A 19,740-nucleotide genomic window follows, 5' to 3' on the forward strand; every position below is an offset into this window, starting at 1 on the left:
GCTGCTTTCGAGGTTGTGCTTAGAAGAGTGCAGTTCCTGCACTAGAGGCAGCTTCAGTAATGCCGGTTGATGCAGTACCCGTGTATGTTTTATCGCCGTTAAGGTGTTTGCTCGCCATGGTGTAATCGGTAGCTGTTACCGTTCCAGCAGTAGCTTTTACGCCTTTGGAGAGCTTAGCACCAGGCAGGCTGGTGATAGTGTTTGTGGCGGCAGTATCAGAACCTGAATCGGCAAAAGAAACATATGCTTGCGTATCTGCATATGCACCTTCCTGAGCAGTCATGAGGTTACGCATATCGGCTTCTGCTGTGCCATTGAATGCTTTAACACGGTAGCTTGAGAACTGTGGAATAGCGATCGCTGCCAGAATACCGATAATGGCAACAACGATCATCAATTCGATCAGTGTAAAGCCCTTTTCTTGTTTGAAGATATTAGTCATAAGATTTTTTCTCCTGTTGATGTTGTTTTGTCACTTTCAATACATAGTGATGGGTGTATTGGAGCAATGTGTATGCCAAACAAAATGGCTCTATTCTCTGGTTTGTTGCGCATGAGTGACGATAAGTGTCACCTTCACCTGCCCTGTTTGGTCAGTTTCGGATAATACATATTTTTACTGACAAGTTAAGGGAATGCTGATTAGCTTGGCGAGAATAACAAAGGTGAAATGATGGCTGTAAAATTATTTAAGTTAAGAAATGTGCCGGATGATGAAGCGGAAGATATCCGGCAGCTGTTATTGCAGCATGAAATAAGTTTTTATGAGACAGATGCCGGAGGGTGGGGCATTTCTGTGCCTGCGATCTGGCTTCATGATGAGGGCTGTTTTGAGCAGGCTAAGGGTTTAATCGAGGCCTATCAGCGTGAAAGAGCTGAGCACGCACGCACTGCCTACCAATTGCAAAAAGAGCAGGGCGAAGAAGAGACTGTTATCGATAGAATTAGACAGCAGCCTTTGCGTTTTGCGCTGTTTATGGTGATGGGCTTGTTTGTGGTCTATGTAAGCTTGGCACCGTTTGTCGATTTTCTTCAATAAAATTAGAGAGGTACTGATCTGTTGCCATCCTGGTAAAAATCAGTTCGTACAGACAAAAGCGCGATTGTGTCTGTGCTGAATCAATCCGCGCTTCCCTACCTGAAATATATGTACCTTCGGGTCAGGGCGTAGAGAAGCGTGTCTTCACCTTTTTGTTGTATTGGCTTACTATTAAGTCATGAATATGATCTATCTGCTATTAATCACTCTGTTGTCTGTGCTGCCTCTCTCTGCACAGGCTGCTGATGATCAGGGTGAGCAGGTTCAAACAGCACAACAGGTGACTGCCCGCGATCTGGTAAGGCGATTACAGGATCGCTTGCGATCTGATAGCAGTATAACCAGATATAATATGCGCATTGAAACAGCCGACTGGCAGCGTGAAGTGGAGATGGATGCCTGGGATGATCGTGCTAAGAAACGTTTCTTTATTCGGATCCTTGCGCCAAAAAAAGATAAGAACACCACTTGGCTGAAAAACGGTGGAAACCTTTGGATGTATCTGCCCAAACTTGAGCGCGATATCCGTATTCCTCCATCGATGATGCTGTCCAATTGGATGGGGTCTGATTTTACCAATGATGATCTGGTGAAGATGGAGTCTGTGGTGGAAGATTATACCCATCGGGTGCTCTCTGAGCAGGATGGTGTGTATGCTGTGGAATCAATACCGCGCCTCGATGCGCCTGTGGTATGGGGTAAAATAGTTCGCCTCATCAGGCATGATGCGATGCCCTTATCTGAAGACTATTTCGATGAACATGGCGCACATATACGGCATCTTGCCTTTGATCGTATTCAGATGATGGGAGGGCGTGAAATCCCGACACGCTGGATCATGCAAGCCGATGATAGCCCCGATAAACGTACGATTATGATTCTGGAAAAGGTCACGTTCGATGCAGTGATTGAAGAAAATATCTTCACACGCAGGAATATGCGCCACTAATGTTGGCTCTGGCCTGGCGCAATGTGTTGCGCAATGGACGCCGCAGTTTGATCACTATCTCCGCTGTGGCGCTTGGCCTTGCATCGTTGATATTTTTATGGGGTTTTAATGATGGGGTGCACAACACCATGATGCGTAACCTGCAGCAGGTGATCGTTGGTAGTGTGCAAATCCATGCCGAAGGTTTTTTTCATCACCCCAAGCTGGTGAAAACCGTGCCGGATGCAGCATCGGTTATCAATATTATCAAAGATAGTGGCATTGATCAGTATGCGTATCGTTTACGCACCTTCGCGTTGGCGGCTGGTCGTGAGACTTCGGAAGGTCTTATTTTATTGGGAATAGAGCCTGAAATGGAAGGTCAAACAACACGCATTGATCAGAAGGTGGATCAGGGGCGCTTTCTTCAGAACAATGAAGAGGCGGCATGTGTACTGGGTGAAACTACGGCACGTAACCTGAATTTGACGTTGGGTGATGACGTGGTGTTGTTGACCGAGGATCTGTATGGATCGCTGGCGGCAGAGAAACTCACGCTGGTCGGCATTATTTCCAGTGGGGAGATGGGCATTGATCGTGGTTTGGCGATCATACCACTTGGCTTTATGCAGCAGATGACCGGAATGCAGGGCAGGTATTCAGAAATCGTACTGCAACTGCCGACCGACCAGCTTGAATCAACTACGGCTCAACTCAAACAGGCATTGGCAGCGAAGCGTGCAAGCTATGAAGTGCTGCGCTGGTACGATATGTATCCGATGATGAAGCAGTGGGTGGAGTTGGAAAATGCTTTTTATTATATATTCCTTTCTATCGTACTGGTGATTATTGCAGCAGGCATCATGAATACGGTATTGATGAGCATGCTGGAGCGCATGCGTGAATTTGGCGTGATGATGGCTTTAGGTTGTGGGCGTGTGAAGATGGCAGGTATGGTGGTGGCAGAATCCTTACTACTTGGTGTTGCAGGTATTTTGATGGGCTCGATCATCGGCTTGGCGCTGGTCTATTATTTTCAGACGGCAGGCATTGATCTTTCCGGTCAGATGGATTCGATGGCACGCTTTTATATCAATCCGGTCATTCATACGGAAATTGATGGCGAACATTTATGGGATACGATACTGGCGGTGCTGGGGGCGACACTGGTGGCTGCAATATGGCCCTCTATTCGCGTGGCAAGGCTGGAGCCTGTGGAGGCTATCCATCATGTCTGAGGGAATCCTGTCATTATCTATTTTACCGCAAAGCTCGCTAAGTTGCGCAAAGCAAGATAAATCAAGTTCAGTGATGAATGAGCACATGTTTTCTAATGTTCTCTCTTTGCGTGCCTTCGCGACCTTTGCGGTTCAATGTCTTGGGGACGCAGATGGATAATCTGTCTATTTATCTCAAGCTTGGTTGGCGCAATCTGTGGTTTCATCCTTTGCGTACAGTACTTACATCGGCGGCGCTTGCTGTTGGCATAGCCGCACTGACATTTCTTTCAGCCATGGATGATGGCTGGATGCAGCAGATCAAAACGAATTTTGCACTAACGGTGACCGGTCATATCCAGATTCATGCGGCAGGTTTTGAAGATAGCCGAAAATTGTCACAACGCATCGAATCACCACAGCAGGTGATAACAAGCATAAGCCGTGAGGCCGGGATACAGGCAATAGCGCAACGCGTGCGCGTATCTGGACTTGCATCCAGTGCCGGTTCCAATGCAGGAGCGTTCATTTATGGCGTAGAGCCTGAAAAAGAGAAAGCTATAAGTCGATTGGCCTCATTTGTAAATAAGGGGCGCTGGCTGCCGGATGGAGATGAGCGGGGGGCTGTGTTGGGGGATGTGCTGGCTGATCGTTTGGGTGTTGCCATGGGCGATAAACTGGTGTTGATGGCTGCAGTACCCGGTGGTGATATTGCTTCAGAGGTGTTCAGGGTGCGTGGGTTACTGCATTCAGGTGTGATGGAAGTGGATGATATGATTGTCATTGTGCCATTGAAAACAGCACAGCATTGGCTAGGTCTGGGGAATGCAGTCACCGATATTGTGATTCGAGCCGACAGTTTTGAGCAGGTGACGCCGATGGCTGATGGCATCAAATCCATGTTGTCAGCACAGGCGGTGAATGGAGCTGATCAAAAGGGCCTGCCCTCCGGGCAAATATTAGAAACCTTGCGCTGGAATGATATTGACCCTATGGCTGAGCAGTGGGCCGATTTTGCCGATGCATATACGTGGATTGTACTGTTGATTGTGATTGTTGTGGTGCTGGTTGAAGTGCTCAATACGATGTTGATGAGTATGCATGAACGGGTGCGCGAATTCGGCTTGATGGGGGCGCTGGGGGTAATGCCTGCTCAGGTGTTTGCCATGGTGATCTGGGAGACGGTGATTCTGGTGTTGATCGGCGGTTTGGCAGGGTTTGTGATCGGTGGTGGCCTGTCGCTATGGTATGGCCAGCAGGGAATAGATTTGTCTCAGTTCGCGGTGGCATTTTCGTTTATGTATATGGATCCGGTGATACACCCGGTACTGGAGCTCGATAGCATGCTGCGTATCTTGGGTGCGGCCATTATCGGGGCAATGATTGCCGGGTTGATTCCGGCCTGGAAAGCGTCAAAACTAGAACCAGTCCATGCGCTTAGGGAGTTGTAATGTCTGATACATTGATTTCTGCCAGTGGTTTAACACGTTATTATGAAAGTGGTGAGATGAAGGTTGCAGCACTTGCCGGTGTTGATCTGACAATTGAACGTGGGGCATATGTGGTGCTGGCGGGTCGATCCGGTTCCGGTAAAACAACATTATTGAACATGCTCGGTGGCTTGGATCGTCCGGATACCGGAAGCCTTATGATTGCCGGTGATGATGTGTTGGTAAAATCGACAGCAGAGCGGGCGGCGTTTCGTTTGCATCATCTGGGATTCGTGTTTCAGTCTTATAATCTTATTCGCGTGTTAAGTGCGCGAGAAAATGTCGCGTATGTGTTGCAGTTACAGGGTATGGAAAAAAAAGAGCGGTTTGCCTTGGCCGATCACTGGATGGCTGAGGTGGGGCTTCAGGGATTTGAAAACAGGCGGCCGGATCAAATGTCGGGTGGCCAGCAGCAGCGTGTGGCAGTGGCCAGGGCGTTGGCTTCTAATCCCGACCTGGTGTTGGCGGATGAACCAACCGCCAATCTGGATTCGCATACAGGTGAATCATTGATGGCTCTGATGCGCCGCTTGAATGAGCAGCAGGGCACAACGTTTGTGATTGCTTCGCATGATCCTGCGGTGATTGCCTCTGCTCGTACATTGGTCAATATGCAGGATGGGCAGATTGTTTCAGTTGAGGGCAAAGACACCGAGGCAGTTAAAGGCGATACAGTTAGCTAATGGCGGATGCTGTATTTTCGATGTGCTTAATGCGATTGTCTTTTAGGGGTAAAATTTTATCTCTTTTTTATGCTGTTGTGTTATGTGCTACACCTGTTTTGGCGGTGGAACTATCAGGACAGTACACCAACCTGTTGTTTCAAACGCAGGATACGTTTGGCAATAGCCGTACAACAGACCTTAATCGTTTGCGCCTGCAAGTAGAGGGGGAGAGTGAAACTGGGCCGGGCATGATGCGGTTTCATCTGGTCTATGATCATGAGCTGTTGTGGGGCGCTATGCTGGCTGATCCTGTAGTGAATGCCGGGCTGAATAGGCCTGATGCAACGTGGCTGGATGGCAGTATGACGCTGACTCAGTCCCGACATACAAACTGGAGACATGCATTATATCGTGGCTGGATTTCTTATGATGTAGCAGATGTCAGCCTTAAAGTGGGGCGTCAGCGCGTTGCCTGGGGATCAGGCCGTATCTGGAATCCGACAGATCGTTTTAATCCGGTGCAGCCGACTGCGTTGGAGCTGGATCAAAAGCTGGGTGTGGATGCAGCTGCATTGCAGTGGAATTATTCTCATAGTGCGTATGTGTTGGCTGTCGCTTCACCTGCGAGTGTGGCCAATGCTGCGGTGCGCAAACTGGCTTTGAGATGGCAGGATACATGGGGTGATTTTGATCTGTCGATGATGGTGGGGCGTATTGCTGATGAATCTATCCTGGGGATGGATGTGACAGGCAATTTGCGTGATGCAGGCATACGCGTGGAATGGATGCAGGCTAAGAATCCACGCGAGGGTGCTTATGGGCAAATTGTTGCTGGCCTTGATTACACATGGAATAACAGTTGGTTCCCCAATGGTTTATATACGGCCATAGAATACTTTTATAATGGGGCGGCAGGTTTAGTGGTGAGTCAGGATCGCATTAGTGGATTGTCTAATCATTTGCTTGGTGCGCAATTGGCTTACGATCTCACGCCACTTTGGCGTGCCGAAATATTGTTTATTTCTGATATGCAGAAATCCGGTTCGTTCACCATGCCATCCATAACATGGTCCGTTGCTGAAGATCTTGAAGTGCAATGTTTTACCCAGTTACCTCAGGGTAATGCGGGCAGTGAATTTGCGCGTCTGGAAGCACTGTATGCTGTTCGTGCTGATTGGTATTTTTAAAGGCCCTTACTGCTCAGGATAAGGTAGCGGATCTTGTTGGCCAAGGTCGCTAAACCCCTGTTGTCTGAAGAAGCAGGAATCACAGTGGCCACATGGTGCACCATCAGGCAGAGGGTCGTAGCAGGAACGCGTCAGGCCATAATCCAGTCCTAGTTTGAGACCTAAAGCGATGATTTCGGATTTTTTCAGGGTAATCAGTGGCGCTGCAATTTCCAGATCACCACCTTCACTGCCAGCTTTAGTACCTAGCAGGGCAGTGCGTACAAATGAATGCATAAATTCTGGGCGACAGTCCGGATAGCCGGAGTAATCCACAATATTGGCTCCGATCACTAAACGTGTTGCCTGTACAGCTTCTGCCAGGCCTGCAGCCAAGGATAGAAAAATAAGGTTGCGAGCTGGCACATAGGTGCTGGGAATCTCTGCTGTATCGGCATGGTCTTTGGGTACGGGCATATCCGATGTGAGGGCAGAATGACCGATGCTACGTAGATCAACCTTTATCACACGATGGTCGGTGACGCCGAAGGCACGCGCTACCTGTTCGGAGGCCTCCAGTTCAATACGGTGGCGCTGACCATAATCAAAGGCGACAGTGTGGCATTCCCACCCTTGTTCTCTCACTGCCCATGCCAGTGCTGTGCTGGAATCCAGGCCGCCTGAAAGTAGGACGACTGCTTTTTTGCTTGTTGTATTCATTGTTGTGTACCCATAAACCTTGTAGTTAAACGCCTTCGGCTTCCGAGCCCCAGATCACTTTATGCATTTGCATCTGCATGCGGGCTGGCAGACGATCCTCTAATAACCATGCGCATAAATCGGCGGCTGAAATATCACCCCATGCAGGAGATAGCAGGACAGGCACATCATCCAGGCCTAGTTTGTGTTCACGGATAAAATCACGTGCCCACTCATAGTCACTGCGATCAGTCAGTACGATCTTTATTTCATCACCTGCGACAAGATGTTGCAGGTTTTGCAGGTGATTGCGTTGTACTTCACCGCTGCCCGGTGTTTTGATATCGACAATACGGCGAATGCCAGCCGGCACCGATGCTATGGAGTAAGCGCCGGATGTTTCCAGTTGCACGAAACAATCCAATTCGGATAAGCGTTTTAAGAGTGTATTGCAGTGACGTTGTGCCAGTGGCTCTCCACCGGTTAGCAATACCAATGGGCGATTGTGTTGTTTCACCTGATGTATAATTTCATCGATGTTTATCCATTGACCGCTATCGGTTGGAATGGCTTTAGGCGTGTCACAATAAGAACACCTGAGTGGGCATCCTGCCAGGCGAATGAATGTGCAAGGCAGTCCGGCCAGAGTGCTTTCTCCCTGGACGCTGTCATACATTTCATACATTCGAAGGCGGTACGAAGAAGCAGTTATTGCGGATTCTCCGTAATGGTTGTTTCAGAGGGTTCCGGAGTGTTTTCTTGTGGTGCTTCCGGGCTGGCTGGCAGATTGGCTAAGGCAGAGCGCGCTTGTTCGGTGAGACTGGAGTCGGCATGGCTCTGAATCAGACGGTGGTAATAATTTCGGGCATCAGTGTGCTTGTTTTGTTGTTGGGCAATTTGACCGAGTTTGAGTAAAGCACCGGCATGTTTGACACTGTTGGGATAGTGGTCTGCCACATATTTAAATGCATTGTGTGCTTTGGCATGATCACCTTGGGCAAAACGTGTTTCACCAAGCCAGTACCATGCTTGATCAGCATATTCACCATTCGGATAGGAATCGAGTTGTTGATTGAAGGCTGTAGATGCCTCGTCAAAACGGCCGCTTTTTAGTGCAAGATAGGCGGCGGTATAAGCATTTTTTTCAGCCTCTGCCAACGCTGCACGGTCAACTGCTGGCTTAATTGGAGCAGGAGTGGGTGCTACAGCGGGCAATTCGGCAATAGGTGTAGGGTGTTTGATGGTGGCTTTCTTAGTCGGCTTTTTGATCTTTTTCTTCGCGATAACTTTTTTTGGACGGTGCAACTCTTCTACATGGCTGGATAGTGAAGCAATGGTTGCTAAATGTTGAATGTTCACCTGCTCCAGCGCTTCAATTTTTTGTTGTAAGCTCTCAATTGCAATACTTTGCTGGCGTAAGCTGTTGGCAGAAACCTGCTGTTCATGTTGAATGGCTTGAATATCAGATTGTATCTGAGGCTTGTCTTGAGGCCAGTTGATCTTTTTATCACCACTGGCACATGCCGTTAATACAGTTGCGCACAAGCAAATAACGGCCAGCGGATGAACCGCTAGCCGTTGTTTGATGTACAATGGATCATAATGCATGAAGCGTGTTTTTAACGGATAACAATGTCACCCCGACGGTTTTGTGCCCAGCAGGCATTGCCGCTGCCGCTACATGCTGGACGTTCTTCACCAAAAGAGACGGTGTCAACATTGCTGGCATTTACGCCGCGAGCGGTCAGGTAGTCACGTACGCTGTCGGCGCGCTGCTGACCCAGAGCCAGATTGTATTCACGGCTACCGCGTTGGTCACAGTTGCCTTCGATAGTGATTTTAGTAGAGCTGTTTGCATTTAACCATGCTGCATAAGCTTCCAGAGTGGCTTGGGCTGCACCATCAAGTGCTGCGCTGTCGAATGCAAAATGCACTGCAGTTGCAGATGGTTTAGCTGCGTCACTAGAAGTGCTAACGCCGTGAGTAGAAGGGGTTGATGTTGTGCTGCTGTGTGTAGGTGTAGCGTTGGTGTTGGAATCAGTACTTTCTACCACATGTTTATTACAGCCAGCAAATAGCATTGTTGCTGCTGCCAAGGCGATCATGACGGTTTTAGATTTTGAACGGTTTGTGAACATAAATTTTCTCCCTAGGTAGATTATGATGTCGCATAGTGACATTTGGGTGATTTCAGTCAACCCATTAGCTTATTTAGCTAGATGGGGTGTTTGCCTTTAATGGCGTGACCATGCTGGATCAGATGCATCAATATTACTAGAAGTGATTGCTTCTGCCTTGCCTCCCCAACTTGGGACACGATAAATGCGACGTATATTATATTTCTCTACCGAATACAGAAGCATCTGGCCATTGGGTGACCATGTCGGCGATTCAATACGTTTTTCCTCTGCCAGATAGCGAATATCAGACCCGTCAATACGTACGGTGGCGACGGCAAAAGTCCAGCCTTTCTTCGAAATCATTGCGATTCTGTCTCCCAGTGGTGACCACGAAGGGGAAGTGTTATAGCTACCTTTAGTGCTGACCAGTATGGTTTTGCCGCCCGAGACGGCTTTGCGATACACTTGCGGGCCACCTGTGCGGTTGCTGACAAATGCGATCGACTTGCCATCCGGTGACCAAGTAGGGGTGGTATCGATGCCTTTATTGTGGGTGAACTGGCGCCATGTTCCTTTTTTGATGTCATAAATATGAATGTCGGTGTTGCCCGTGTAGGAAAGCGTTGCGGCAACAAAACGGCCATCGGGTGAAAATTCTGGCGTGCTATTGAGGCCTTTGAAATTGCCAAAGGCTGTTCTTTTACCGCTGCGAAGATTGAAAAATTCTAGTCTTGGGTGATTGCCAACATAGGTGTTGAGTGCAACCTGGTGACCGTTTGGAGACCAGTCCGGAGATAGCAGCAGGGTGAAATTTTGACCAACGGCCTGTTTGTTGGCGCCGTCCTGATCCATGTAAACCAAATCAGAATACTCACCGTGTTTACTTACATATAACAGATGACTGGTGAAATAGCCGGGGATGCCCAGTGCTGCTTTATAAATTTGATCTGCAACACGATGCGCTAACAGGCGCATATTCGCGTTTGTTCCTTCTACGCTGAGTGCGATCAGTTTTTTGTTGCGGAATGGGTCATGCACCTGAATGTTGACGGTGACTCTGTCTGTTCCGGATTGGTGAATGCTACAGAGAGCAAGGATTTCTGTTCCTATCAGTGTCCAGTCACTGTAATCAATCTGCTGTATTGCTTCAGCGGGACTGGCTATAAAGGCCATGGGATCAATGATGTTAAATGATTGACTGGATGTGAGATCATTTTTGGCAATTTGATATAATAAAAGGCGCTGTTTTGTTGCCAGGCCGGAATCTGTTGCCACACCGGGATCAGACGCTGTATTGATGACAAGCGCCAGTTGTAAGGGACGATAATCGGATTGGTAAATATCAAAATCAGCAGCAAAGAGCTGAGTGTTGAGAAATAGAGATAAGATAAATGTGAGTATATAACGCATAGCAGCTTTCTAGCGTTGCGGTGGCTGTAAAACAAGGTGGAAGAAATACTATGCTGCTTTTACGGCGCTTGTAGCTTGGTAAGGGGAAATGGTATATCTGTGATTGCCGTGGACGCTTGCTTCATATGTTGGCAGGGCGTGTCAGTTGCGTATTTGTTGTATGATGTGATGATAAATCATACAGTCGCATGTTCTCGGATTGTACTTTCCGACGGTGGGATCAAAAAAGGGGAGAAGGCATGCGCAACGTGTCAATGTCAGACGTTGGAGTTACACTCCGTCCTGATGAATAATTGGTTTCAAAAATGCAATAGGCCTATCCTGATTTTAAGTGGGACGCTGATGGCTGTTCTGATGATGATGCAAGCGAGTTTTGCTGAAGATGCATCCGATACGCTGCATATTCAAATTAAAGAGAAGGTTATTTATTGCTCTGCTGAACTGAGTGTGAAAAACAGCGTCTTCAAGCTTCCTATGCAGGATGGCATTGCTGTGGCGACAGAGTGGCATGTGAAAATTGGCAAGGTGCGTCAATATTGGTTGAATGAGAGCATTGGCAATATTACAGTGATGCGCCGTGTTGAACCGGATCTGCTCACACACAGTTGGTTGTTGGTTGATGTATCCAGCGGTATTTCTCAACGTGTGTACAGTATCGATGATGCCATAGTATTTCTTTCCGTTTTGAAACATTTCCCTGTGTTGGATAGAAGTTTGTTGCTGACAAATGTGCCCTATCGGGCGGCTGTAAATGTTAATATTCATGTTGGAGCCATCAATCCGGCCTGGTGGGCAAGTTTGTGGCCAACAACGGCAGCTTCCATGCGAAAGGATTTCACCCTGCCGTGAATCGAGTGAATGCGATGCGACTGGTGCCTCTGTTAATGGCATCGTTACTGTTAACGGCGACCGTGATGTTGTGGCCTTCCACTGATAGTGGGGGCGGCTTGCTGGCATGGGTAAATGTCAGTTTGATGTTGTTGATGGCCCTTTTGTTGGTTCAATATGGTATTCGATTGCTACGCGAGACTGGAGAACCAGCGCCGGGTTCGCGCTTGCGTGCCAAGCTTGTGATTGCCTTGGTGACGATGCTGCTTGTACCCGCGATGGTGATTCAAATGGCCGCCAGTCAGATGGTAGATAAGGGTATGGATGTCTGGTTTGATGTGCGTGTGGATACATTGCTGGATCGTGCTCTTAATCTCGCTCAGGGTTTTTATGAGCGTGTTGAAAAGGATATGAAACGTGATTTACTCGATTACATCTCTGATGCCGCACTATTGGCGGCGGTGACGGGTAACATGGATTACCGTACAAGCAATGTCTATTTAACTGAAATGAGTAAGGCTGAGGGTTGGCAAAAAGTTGAACTTTTTGATGTCAACGAACGGCAAATTGGAGGCATTCAAGCAGGAGAGCTCACTGCATTGCAAGCCAGTCCATTGAATAGTACAGCCCGTCTGGCGATGCGTTTGGGGCGCGTGGTCACTGAATTGGTGATGCATAAAAATGGAGAAGTCGCGGTGGGTTATGCACCGTTGGTGGGGCCAGTTTCAGTCCTCGGTTTATTGAGGGTAGAGGTGCAGTTGCCTGCTGGCGTGATTCAAAATGCTCGATCTGTAGAGGAAGATTATCGCAATTATCGCCAATTAGAGCGTAATCGCCAAACGATCAGAAGCACGTTTACGCATGTGATGCTCTTTGTGACATTGGTAGTGGTGTTATTGGCCGGTGTAGTGGCGCTGTTGTTTGCACGACGGCTGACTGCACCTGTTGGAGAATTGGCTGAGGCATTGCATCGGATTACAGAGGGTGATCTGGATGTGGAAATCGCGCATTCACCGCGTGATGAACTGGGTTCACTTGGGCGATCATTTAATACGATGGCCAATCGATTAAAACAAAATGTTGAGGCCATTGAACAGGCTCAGTTGGACTTAACCAGTGCGCTTGATAGCAGTCGCCAACGCCAGTATGTGTTGGAATCGTTGTTGGCGAACCTGCACTCCGGTGTGGTTTTAATAGATTCCGAACATCGTGTGCGTCTGCTTAATCAGGCTGTGAGAGATATCCTTCAATTACCGAAGGAGTGGAAACCCAGTGCCGATTTTGCTGAACTCAGTTTGGGAAATATGCACGATATTGGTGACTTTTACGATGAATTACGCCATCAGGAAGAAGATTATTTGCAGCGAGAGTTTGATATGGCTCTCTCTGAAGGTAGAACGCTGCATGTGTTGGCGCGCGGCGCGCGCTTGAGTGCCAGTGGAACGGCTTTCTCGGGTTACTTGCTGGTGATTGATGATATTTCAGAGTTGGCAGAGGCTCAGAAAAACAAAGCCTGGGCCGAAGTGGCCAGACGTTTGGCGCATGAAATTAAAAACCCGTTAACACCGATTAAATTGTCTGCAGAACGTTTGCAACGCCGTTTTCGTAAACAGGTGGATAATGAACAGGTGTTTGATGTGTGTACCAAGGCCATTATTGATCAGACGGAACGACTACAGCGCCTGATTTCTGATTTTTCGACCTTGGCTCGTATGCCTCAGCCAAAATTACGCGAAGTGCCGGTGAATACCTTGTTATCGGATATGTATGAGTTGTTTCATAGCTATCGAAGAATTTCTGTTAAAATTATTGAAGATGAACATGCGCTTTGTCAGTGTGATCCTGATCAGGTGAGGCAGGTATTGATCAATCTGATGGACAATGCTGTTTCCGCAACCGATGAAACATGTGCGATTCGCGTATATGCGGTGGTTAGTGATGCGTTTGCTGAATGGCATGTGGAAGATGATGGTGATGGTATTGATGCTGAGAATGCCACCAAACTGTTTGAAGCCTATTATTCCACCAAGTCAGATGGTTCCGGTTTGGGACTGGCTATCGCTAAGCGTATTGCCGAAGATCATGGTGGTGATCTAAAACTACTCTCTTTAGCTGGACCTACACATTTTTGTTTGAAATTACCCCGCCATGTGCAAGAGAAGGAGGCGACATGACTGCGCGTATCATGATTGTAGATGATGAAGAACCGATTCGTGATTCCTTGCAGGGACTGTTTGAGGATGAAGAATATCTGGTAGTAAGTGCCGCATCAGGTGAAGAAGCGATTGCCCGATTGCGTAAGCAGCCGGTGGATTGTGTATTGTTGGATATCTGGATGCCGGGCATTGATGGTTTGGAAACCTTGAATCGTATTCAGCAGATGGATGCGCATTTACCTGTTATTATGATGTCGGGTCATGCCACTATTGATACGGCTGTAAGAGCAACCAGACAAGGTGCATTTGATTTTGTTGAGAAGCCGTTGTCGTTTGATCGTTTGATGATTCTGGCTCGCAATGCGGTGCACAAACGCAGAGTAGAACAGGAAAATCGCGACCTGAAACGTCAGGATGTGGTGCATTATAGTCAGCAGGAGTTGATAGGCGATAGTGCTGCGATCTCTGAAGTAAGAACATTGATTAAGCGTATTGCTCTCTCTGATGCTCCTGTGTTGCTGTTGGGTGAACACGGTACGGGCAAAGCTGTGGCGGCGCGTATGTTGCATGCTGCTTCAAAAAGAAAAGAGGCCCCTTTTATTGAAGTGAATACCGCCAGCGTCGCTGCGGGAAGAATGGATTCTGAACTCTTTGGCCATGAGAAAGGTGCTTTTTCAGGTGCTTTGCATGCGCAAAGAGGCAGCTTTGAAGCGGCTCATCATGGCTCGTTGTTTTTTGATGAAGTGACTGAGCTGAGTATGGCGGCACAGGCGAAGGTGTTGCGGGTCCTGCAGGAGCGCGTGATCCAGCGCTTGGGTAATCCCACGCCGCTTCCGAGTAATGTACGTTTGATTGCTGCCAGCACTAAAGATCTTGATCAGGCCTTGCATGAAGAAAAGCTCAGGGAAGATTTTTATTATCGCTTGAATGTCGTGTCGATTCGTATGCCTGCACTTCATCAACGCTTTGAAGACTTACCTCTGCTATTGGAGACCCTGGCTGATGAGCAGGCCAAAATATTGGGTGGCGAGGCAGTACGTTTTGAAGCCGATGTGGTTGAAGCGCTTAAATTATATACATGGCCCGGCAATGTGCGTGAGCTGCGTAATTATATTGAACGCTGTCATATTCTGATGCCGGGTGAACAGATGACGCTGTCAACGATGTTGCCTCCGGATCAATCTTCTACCCAGACTGCTTCAGCACAAGCTACATATGGAGAGGATGGCCGGTTTTCTCAACATGTAAGTGATGATGAGCATGTTGAAAACTTTCATGATGCACGTGAAGCGTTTGAACGTATTTACTTGCTTCAGCATTTGGATAAACATGACTGGAATATCAGCCGTACATCTGCAGATATTGGAATGGAACGTAGTCAGTTACATCGCAAAATAAAATCATTCGGGCTAGTGCCACCAGAGAAGGGATCCTCATGAAAAATGTTGTCATTTTAGGGGCTGGAGAGGTGGGCTACCATATTGCCAGCCGGCTCTCTTCAGAGGGTAATAACGTGTCCGTGGTGGATCAGGATGAAGATCGCTTACAAGTGATTGCAGATGCTATGGATGTGAAAACCGTCTGTGGTATGGCTTCGCACCCAAGTGTTCTGGAGCATGCCGGAGCAGCCAATGCGGATCTGTTAATTGCTGTAACCACCAATGATGAAGTGAATATGCTGGCCTGTCAGGTGGCGCATTCACTATTTAAAGTGCCTACCAAGTTAGCTCGTGTGCGTGAACCGGATTATGCTAACTATTCTGGTTTGATCGGTCGTGATGATCTGCCTATCGATGTCATTATATCGCCGGAAGGGGAGGCCGCTAAGGTGGTGATGGGGCGCTTGAATGTATCGAGTGCTCTGGATGCGAGAGAGTTTTTTAATGGCGCTATTCAGCTGGTTGAATTTACCGTTCGGCCAAAGAGTAATCTGGCCGGCTTGTCATTGATGGATTTACCTGAAGTGATGGGAGACTTACGTGTGTATGTGGTCGCCCATGAACATAATGGGCGCTGGCGCGTTCCTAATGGTCAAACGGTACTGCTGGCCGGTGATAGTATTTATGTGGCGGTAGCAAAAGATCAGCTTGATCCATTGATGGGCGTGCTTGATTTTGCCTGTCACTCTCCTCAGGGACGTAATGTGCTTATGGTTGGTGGTGGTCACATCGGTTTTATTGTTGCCAAGGAACTGGAAAAAGTCGGTTCTCTGGTGAAGGTGATAGAGTTTAATAAAGCCAGAGCTGAGTGGTTGTCTGATCAATTTGATAACGTTGTTGTGATTCAGGGTGATGCTTTGGATCAAAAATTATTGGAAGAAGAGAACATTGATAAGATGGATGATTTTCTTGCCATGACCAATGATGATGAGACAAATATTCTCAGTAGTTTAATTGCCAAACGTTATGGTGTTCCGCATGTGGTGACGCTGGTGAATCGTTCTATTTACGGACAGTTGGTGCGCCAAATTGGTTTGGATGTGACGGTATCTCCGCGCCTGTCGACTGTGGCATCTATGTTGAGCTTTGTGCGTAAGGGAAAAATTCATGGCATGGCATCGTTGGCCGATGGCAACCTGGAAGTGTTGGAAGCGGAGGCGCTGGAAACCAGTGCTATTTTGAACACACCGCTGCGTTTACTGAATTTGCCGGAGGATACAGTGGTTGGTGCCATTTTGCGTGATGGCAAAGTGATTGTGCCCAATGGTGATATGGAAGTTGAAAGTCATGATCATGTGCTGATTGTCACAACCAGTGCATCGGTTGTAGAAGTAGAGAAGCTGTTCGAAGTGCACCTGGAGTTCTTTTAAACCATGCATCCTTTGGGTGTGTTATGGACCATTGGTGTGCTTGTAGCTCTGTATGGGGCAAGCATGCTGGTGCCAGCCTTGGTGGCGATCTATTACGATGCGGGACACATTGCCGAGTTTCTCGAAGCTGGCGCGATTGTGATTCTGATTGGTTTGAGCATGATGCGATTCGGCGGCGGAGCACCTGAGCGCTTAACCCATCGTGATGGTTTTCTGATCGTTGCTTTGGCGTGGTTGGTACTTGCATTGATTGGAGCCGTACCGTTCTGGACAACGGGTACGCTGCCTTCGATGGTGGATGCCATGTTTGAGTCTGCTTCTGGCCTTACAACTACAGGCGCGACTGTTTTATCAGGTATTGATGATCTGCCCCGCTCAATCCTATTCTGGCGTTCCATGCAGGAGTGGTTGGGAGGCATGGGAATCATCGTTTTGGCTGTAGCGGTTATGCCGTTGTTGGGTGTGGGTGGTATGCAGCTATTCAAGGCGGAAACGCCGGGCCCGGTGAAAGATAAATTGACGGCGCGTGTGACAGAAACGGCTAAGCTATTATGGTTTCTATATCTTGGTATGACAGTCATCTGTGCCATAGCGTATGACCTGGGTGGTATGAATACCTTTGACGCCATTAATCATGCTATGTGTACGGTAGCCATTGGTGGGTTCTCTACCCATGATGCTAGTTTTGGCTATTTTGATAGTCCTACATTGAAACTGATTGGTGTGTTTTTTATGGTGCTGGCCGGGATCAATTTTACGCTGCACTTTGCAGCAGCACTGCGTGGGTTTTCTCTGCGCACCTATTTCAGAGATGAAGAGTTCAGAACCTATATTATCTGGATCGCTGTGTTGGTGATGTTGATTAATTTTTTGCTACTTTCTAGTAGTGATGATGAGGCCATTGATGTGTTGTTTAATGTGGTTTCGATTGCAACGACAACAGGCTTTGCTGTTAGTGATTATAATTTATGGCCGGCTGGCGCCACGCTGTTGTTATTGTTAACCATGTTTGTTGGTGCATGTGCCGGTTCAACCGGTGGCGGCATGAAAGTAGTGCGTATTTTACTGCTGTTTCGTCAGGGCTTACGCGAAATTCGGCGGCTGGTGCATCCGCATGGTGTCATTCATGTGAAGATGGGAAATCAACGCATTTCAGCCGACGTTACTGAGGCTTTGTGGGGGTTCGCAGTACTGTTCATTGTCTGTTATCTCATTGTTGCCGTGTTGGTGGCAATCTCAGGTGTTGATATGGTGACAGCGTTTACTGCTGCTGCTGCCTGTATTACCAATACGGGCCCCGGTTTTGGTGATGTGGGTCCATATAGTAATTATCAGTCTTTGCCCGATATGGCGAAATCGGTGTTGATTTTTGGCATGTTGCTGGGACGGTTGGAAATTTATACGTTCTTTGTGCTTTTAATACCAGAATTCTGGCGTAACTGATGTAACTGTTCATCTCACCACTTTTTTTTCTGATGGCTGCGTTGAAAATGTTTGCTTATGACGAACAGGATGTTCAAATGCCGCGTAGCACAGGACGTGCGAGAGCGGCCAGCAAGTAGGCTCCGCTTTTTCGCCTTGCCCTCAGAAAAACAAGCGGCAAGCTGAATCAGTTACTTGTTTGACAGCGTGTTTTTATTTTTGAGGTGTTTTTTATGATTGAATTGAATGTGAAAGTAGGGTCTGCGCATACACAGCGTGATGATGCAGTGGTGTTGCCGTTGTTGGATGGGCGTAAGTTAACAGCTTCGGGCCAGGCATTGCAGCAGGCTACTGGGGACGTGTTATCTAATTTCCTGGAAAAGTGTGATTGCATGGGTTCATTCGGGAGCAGTAGAACTCTGTATGATGTGGAAGGTACAGATACGCAGCGCGTGATGTTGTTCGGTGTCGGAGATGAACAGAAACTCACTCTGCATAAACTGCGTGTATTGGCTGCAAAAGCAGCACGTAAGCTTGATAAGAGTGGGGCGCGTGATGTCTCCCTGTTTTTAACGGAATTGAATGTGGGCGGTGCTTCATTAACCGATAAGGTTCAGGCCATTGCTGAAGGGGTGGAGCTGGGACTGTATCGTTTTGAAAAGTATCAGCATAAAAAAGATGAGCAAGATCGTGGACTGCGCTCAGTAACTATTATGCTTCCTTCACAAACTGATCTGGAGGCGGCTGAGTCTGCGTTGATGCGCGCCCGAGCCGTTGCTGCAGGTACCAACTTTGCACGCGATCTGTCCAATGAACCGGGCAATGTATGTACACCGGCATTTCTTGGTGATCAGGCCGCAGCATTAAGGCATGAAAAACTCAATGTAACGGTGATGGATAAAGCAGCTATTGAAGAGGCTGGTTTTAATGCGCTGTTGGCTGTGAATCAGGGCTCTGCCAAAGAACCGCGTTTTATCATTCTGGATTATAAGGGTGGCAAAGCAGGCGATGCACCGATTGCACTGGTGGGCAAAGGTTTAACCTTTGATGCCGGTGGTATCTCCATCAAACCCGGTGCGCAGATGGAAGAAATGAAATTTGATATGTGTGGTTCAGCTGCTGTGCTGGGCATATTCAAAGCGATCACAGCCATGAATCTACCGATCAATGTGCTGGGCGTGATTCCATCGACTGAAAACCTGTTGGGTTCGGCTGCTTACAAACCGGGTGATATTCTGGTGGGCTATAAAAAAGATATCACGATTGAAATCCAGAATACCGATGCGGAAGGTCGTATCATATTATCGGATGCATTGGCCTATGCCGCTGAGCAAAAACCAGCTGAAATTATCGATTTTGCCACCCTGACCGGTGCTTGTGTGGTTGCATTGGGTGCGCATGCAAGTGGTCTGATGGGTACAGGTGAAACACTTAAGCAAGATTTGAAAGTATCTGGTGATCATACCTATGATCGTGTATGGGAACTGCCCATGCATGAGGAGTATCAGGAGCAGATCAAGTCCGATATTGCGGATATAAGGAATATTGGTGGGCGAGATGCGGGCACGATTACCGCAGCTTGTTTCCTCTCACGTTTTGTGGGTGATGTGCCCTGGGCGCATCTGGATATTGCCGGCACAGCCTGGAATATGAAGGGCAATGATATTTCTGCCAAAGGTGGAACGGGTGCCGGTGTGCGTCTGGTTGTTGATTACTTGAGTAGAAAAGCCGGGTAATTATTATAGCTCTTTTATTCAGCGTGCACAAACTGACAATGTTTGTGCATGCTGG

Annotated in this window: 18 protein-coding genes; 12 read left to right on the top strand and 6 right to left on the bottom strand. The window is 47.9% G+C overall.

Features of this window, described 5'->3' with window-relative positions:
• Window positions 1-19 precede the first annotated feature (19 nt).
• On the bottom strand, window positions 20-442 hold the full coding sequence (locus D8Y20_RS13960; protein ID WP_121541220.1) for a type IV pilin protein: 423 nt from the start codon (window positions 440-442) through the stop codon (window positions 20-22).
• Between the two features lie 231 nt (window positions 443-673).
• Between D8Y20_RS13960 and D8Y20_RS01280 the strand changes: the two genes are divergently transcribed.
• The 6 genes from D8Y20_RS01280 to D8Y20_RS01305 all read left to right on the top strand — a co-directional run bounded on the left by D8Y20_RS01280 (window position 674) and on the right by D8Y20_RS01305 (window position 6,526).
• Complete coding sequence (locus D8Y20_RS01280; protein ID WP_121541221.1) at window positions 674-1,039, top strand: DUF6164 family protein; 366 nt, start codon at window positions 674-676, stop codon at window positions 1,037-1,039.
• Between the two features lie 178 nt (window positions 1,040-1,217).
• A complete protein-coding gene (locus D8Y20_RS01285) occupies window positions 1,218-1,988 on the top strand; it encodes an outer membrane lipoprotein-sorting protein (RefSeq protein ID WP_121541222.1) in 771 nt (256 codons plus the stop codon).
• On the top strand, window positions 1,988-3,205 hold the full coding sequence (locus D8Y20_RS01290) for an FtsX-like permease family protein (RefSeq protein WP_121541223.1): 1,218 nt from the start codon (window positions 1,988-1,990) through the stop codon (window positions 3,203-3,205). The genes D8Y20_RS01285 and D8Y20_RS01290 overlap by 1 nt, the downstream gene beginning before the upstream one ends.
• A 152-nt stretch (window positions 3,206-3,357) precedes the next feature.
• Entirely contained in the window at window positions 3,358-4,635 is a 1,278-nt protein-coding gene (locus tag D8Y20_RS01295) for an ABC transporter permease (protein ID WP_121541224.1), read from the top strand.
• Window positions 4,635-5,357 (top strand): ABC transporter ATP-binding protein, encoded by a 723-nt coding sequence (locus tag D8Y20_RS01300; protein WP_121541225.1) that lies wholly within the window; start codon window positions 4,635-4,637, stop codon window positions 5,355-5,357. The genes D8Y20_RS01295 and D8Y20_RS01300 overlap by 1 nt, the downstream gene beginning before the upstream one ends.
• Before the next feature lie 29 nt (window positions 5,358-5,386).
• The gene (locus D8Y20_RS01305; RefSeq protein WP_201265490.1) at window positions 5,387-6,526 is read left to right on the top strand and encodes a hypothetical protein; all 1,140 of its coding nucleotides are present in this window, start codon (window positions 5,387-5,389) and stop codon (window positions 6,524-6,526) included.
• A 6-nt stretch (window positions 6,527-6,532) separates the two neighbouring features.
• Here the strand turns inward: D8Y20_RS01305 and queC are convergent, their stop codons facing one another.
• The 5 genes from queC to tolB all read right to left on the bottom strand — a co-directional run bounded on the left by queC (window position 6,533) and on the right by tolB (window position 10,734).
• A complete protein-coding gene (gene queC, locus D8Y20_RS01310; RefSeq protein ID WP_121541226.1) occupies window positions 6,533-7,225 on the bottom strand; it encodes a 7-cyano-7-deazaguanine synthase QueC in 693 nt (230 codons plus the stop codon).
• 25 nt (window positions 7,226-7,250) lie between these two features.
• The gene (locus D8Y20_RS01315) at window positions 7,251-7,889 is read right to left on the bottom strand and encodes a radical SAM protein (protein ID WP_370050390.1); all 639 of its coding nucleotides are present in this window, start codon (window positions 7,887-7,889) and stop codon (window positions 7,251-7,253) included.
• 23 nt (window positions 7,890-7,912) lie between these two features.
• On the bottom strand, window positions 7,913-8,812 hold the full coding sequence (ybgF, locus tag D8Y20_RS01320; RefSeq protein WP_121541227.1) for a tol-pal system protein YbgF: 900 nt from the start codon (window positions 8,810-8,812) through the stop codon (window positions 7,913-7,915).
• 11 nt (window positions 8,813-8,823) lie between these two features.
• Complete coding sequence (pal, locus tag D8Y20_RS01325) at window positions 8,824-9,342, bottom strand: peptidoglycan-associated lipoprotein Pal (RefSeq protein ID WP_121541228.1); 519 nt, start codon at window positions 9,340-9,342, stop codon at window positions 8,824-8,826.
• Window positions 9,343-9,438: 96 nt separating this feature from the next.
• On the bottom strand, window positions 9,439-10,734 hold the full coding sequence (gene tolB / locus D8Y20_RS01330) for a Tol-Pal system beta propeller repeat protein TolB (protein ID WP_121541229.1): 1,296 nt from the start codon (window positions 10,732-10,734) through the stop codon (window positions 9,439-9,441).
• A 342-nt stretch (window positions 10,735-11,076) separates the two neighbouring features.
• Between tolB and D8Y20_RS01335 the strand changes: the two genes are divergently transcribed.
• The 6 genes from D8Y20_RS01335 (at window position 11,077) to D8Y20_RS01360 (ending at window position 19,685) form a co-directional block, all read left to right on the top strand.
• Window positions 11,077-11,583 (top strand): DUF4390 domain-containing protein, encoded by a 507-nt coding sequence (locus D8Y20_RS01335; RefSeq protein WP_121541329.1) that lies wholly within the window; start codon window positions 11,077-11,079, stop codon window positions 11,581-11,583.
• Window positions 11,580-13,736 carry an ATP-binding protein gene (locus D8Y20_RS01340; RefSeq protein WP_236075177.1) on the top strand — a complete coding sequence of 719 codons (2,157 nt, stop codon included), beginning with the start codon at window positions 11,580-11,582 and terminating at the stop codon, window positions 13,734-13,736. Before D8Y20_RS01335 ends, D8Y20_RS01340 begins: the two co-directional genes overlap by 4 nt.
• A complete protein-coding gene (locus D8Y20_RS01345; protein ID WP_121541230.1) occupies window positions 13,733-15,157 on the top strand; it encodes a sigma-54 dependent transcriptional regulator in 1,425 nt (474 codons plus the stop codon). The genes D8Y20_RS01340 and D8Y20_RS01345 overlap by 4 nt, the downstream gene beginning before the upstream one ends.
• Complete coding sequence (gene trkA / locus D8Y20_RS01350) at window positions 15,154-16,527, top strand: Trk system potassium transporter TrkA (protein ID WP_121541231.1); 1,374 nt, start codon at window positions 15,154-15,156, stop codon at window positions 16,525-16,527. The genes D8Y20_RS01345 and trkA overlap by 4 nt, the downstream gene beginning before the upstream one ends.
• Before the next feature lie 3 nt (window positions 16,528-16,530).
• Window positions 16,531-17,970: a TrkH family potassium uptake protein gene (locus D8Y20_RS01355; RefSeq protein WP_201265491.1), complete on the top strand. Its 1,440-nt coding sequence runs from the start codon at window positions 16,531-16,533 to the stop codon at window positions 17,968-17,970.
• Window positions 17,971-18,182: 212 nt separating this feature from the next.
• Complete coding sequence (locus D8Y20_RS01360) at window positions 18,183-19,685, top strand: leucyl aminopeptidase (RefSeq protein WP_121541232.1); 1,503 nt, start codon at window positions 18,183-18,185, stop codon at window positions 19,683-19,685.
• Window positions 19,686-19,740 lie beyond the last annotated feature (55 nt).

This window comes from Mariprofundus sp. EBB-1 (assembly GCF_003665155.1).
In the GTDB taxonomy this organism is placed as follows: Bacteria; Pseudomonadota; Zetaproteobacteria; order Mariprofundales; family Mariprofundaceae; genus Mariprofundus.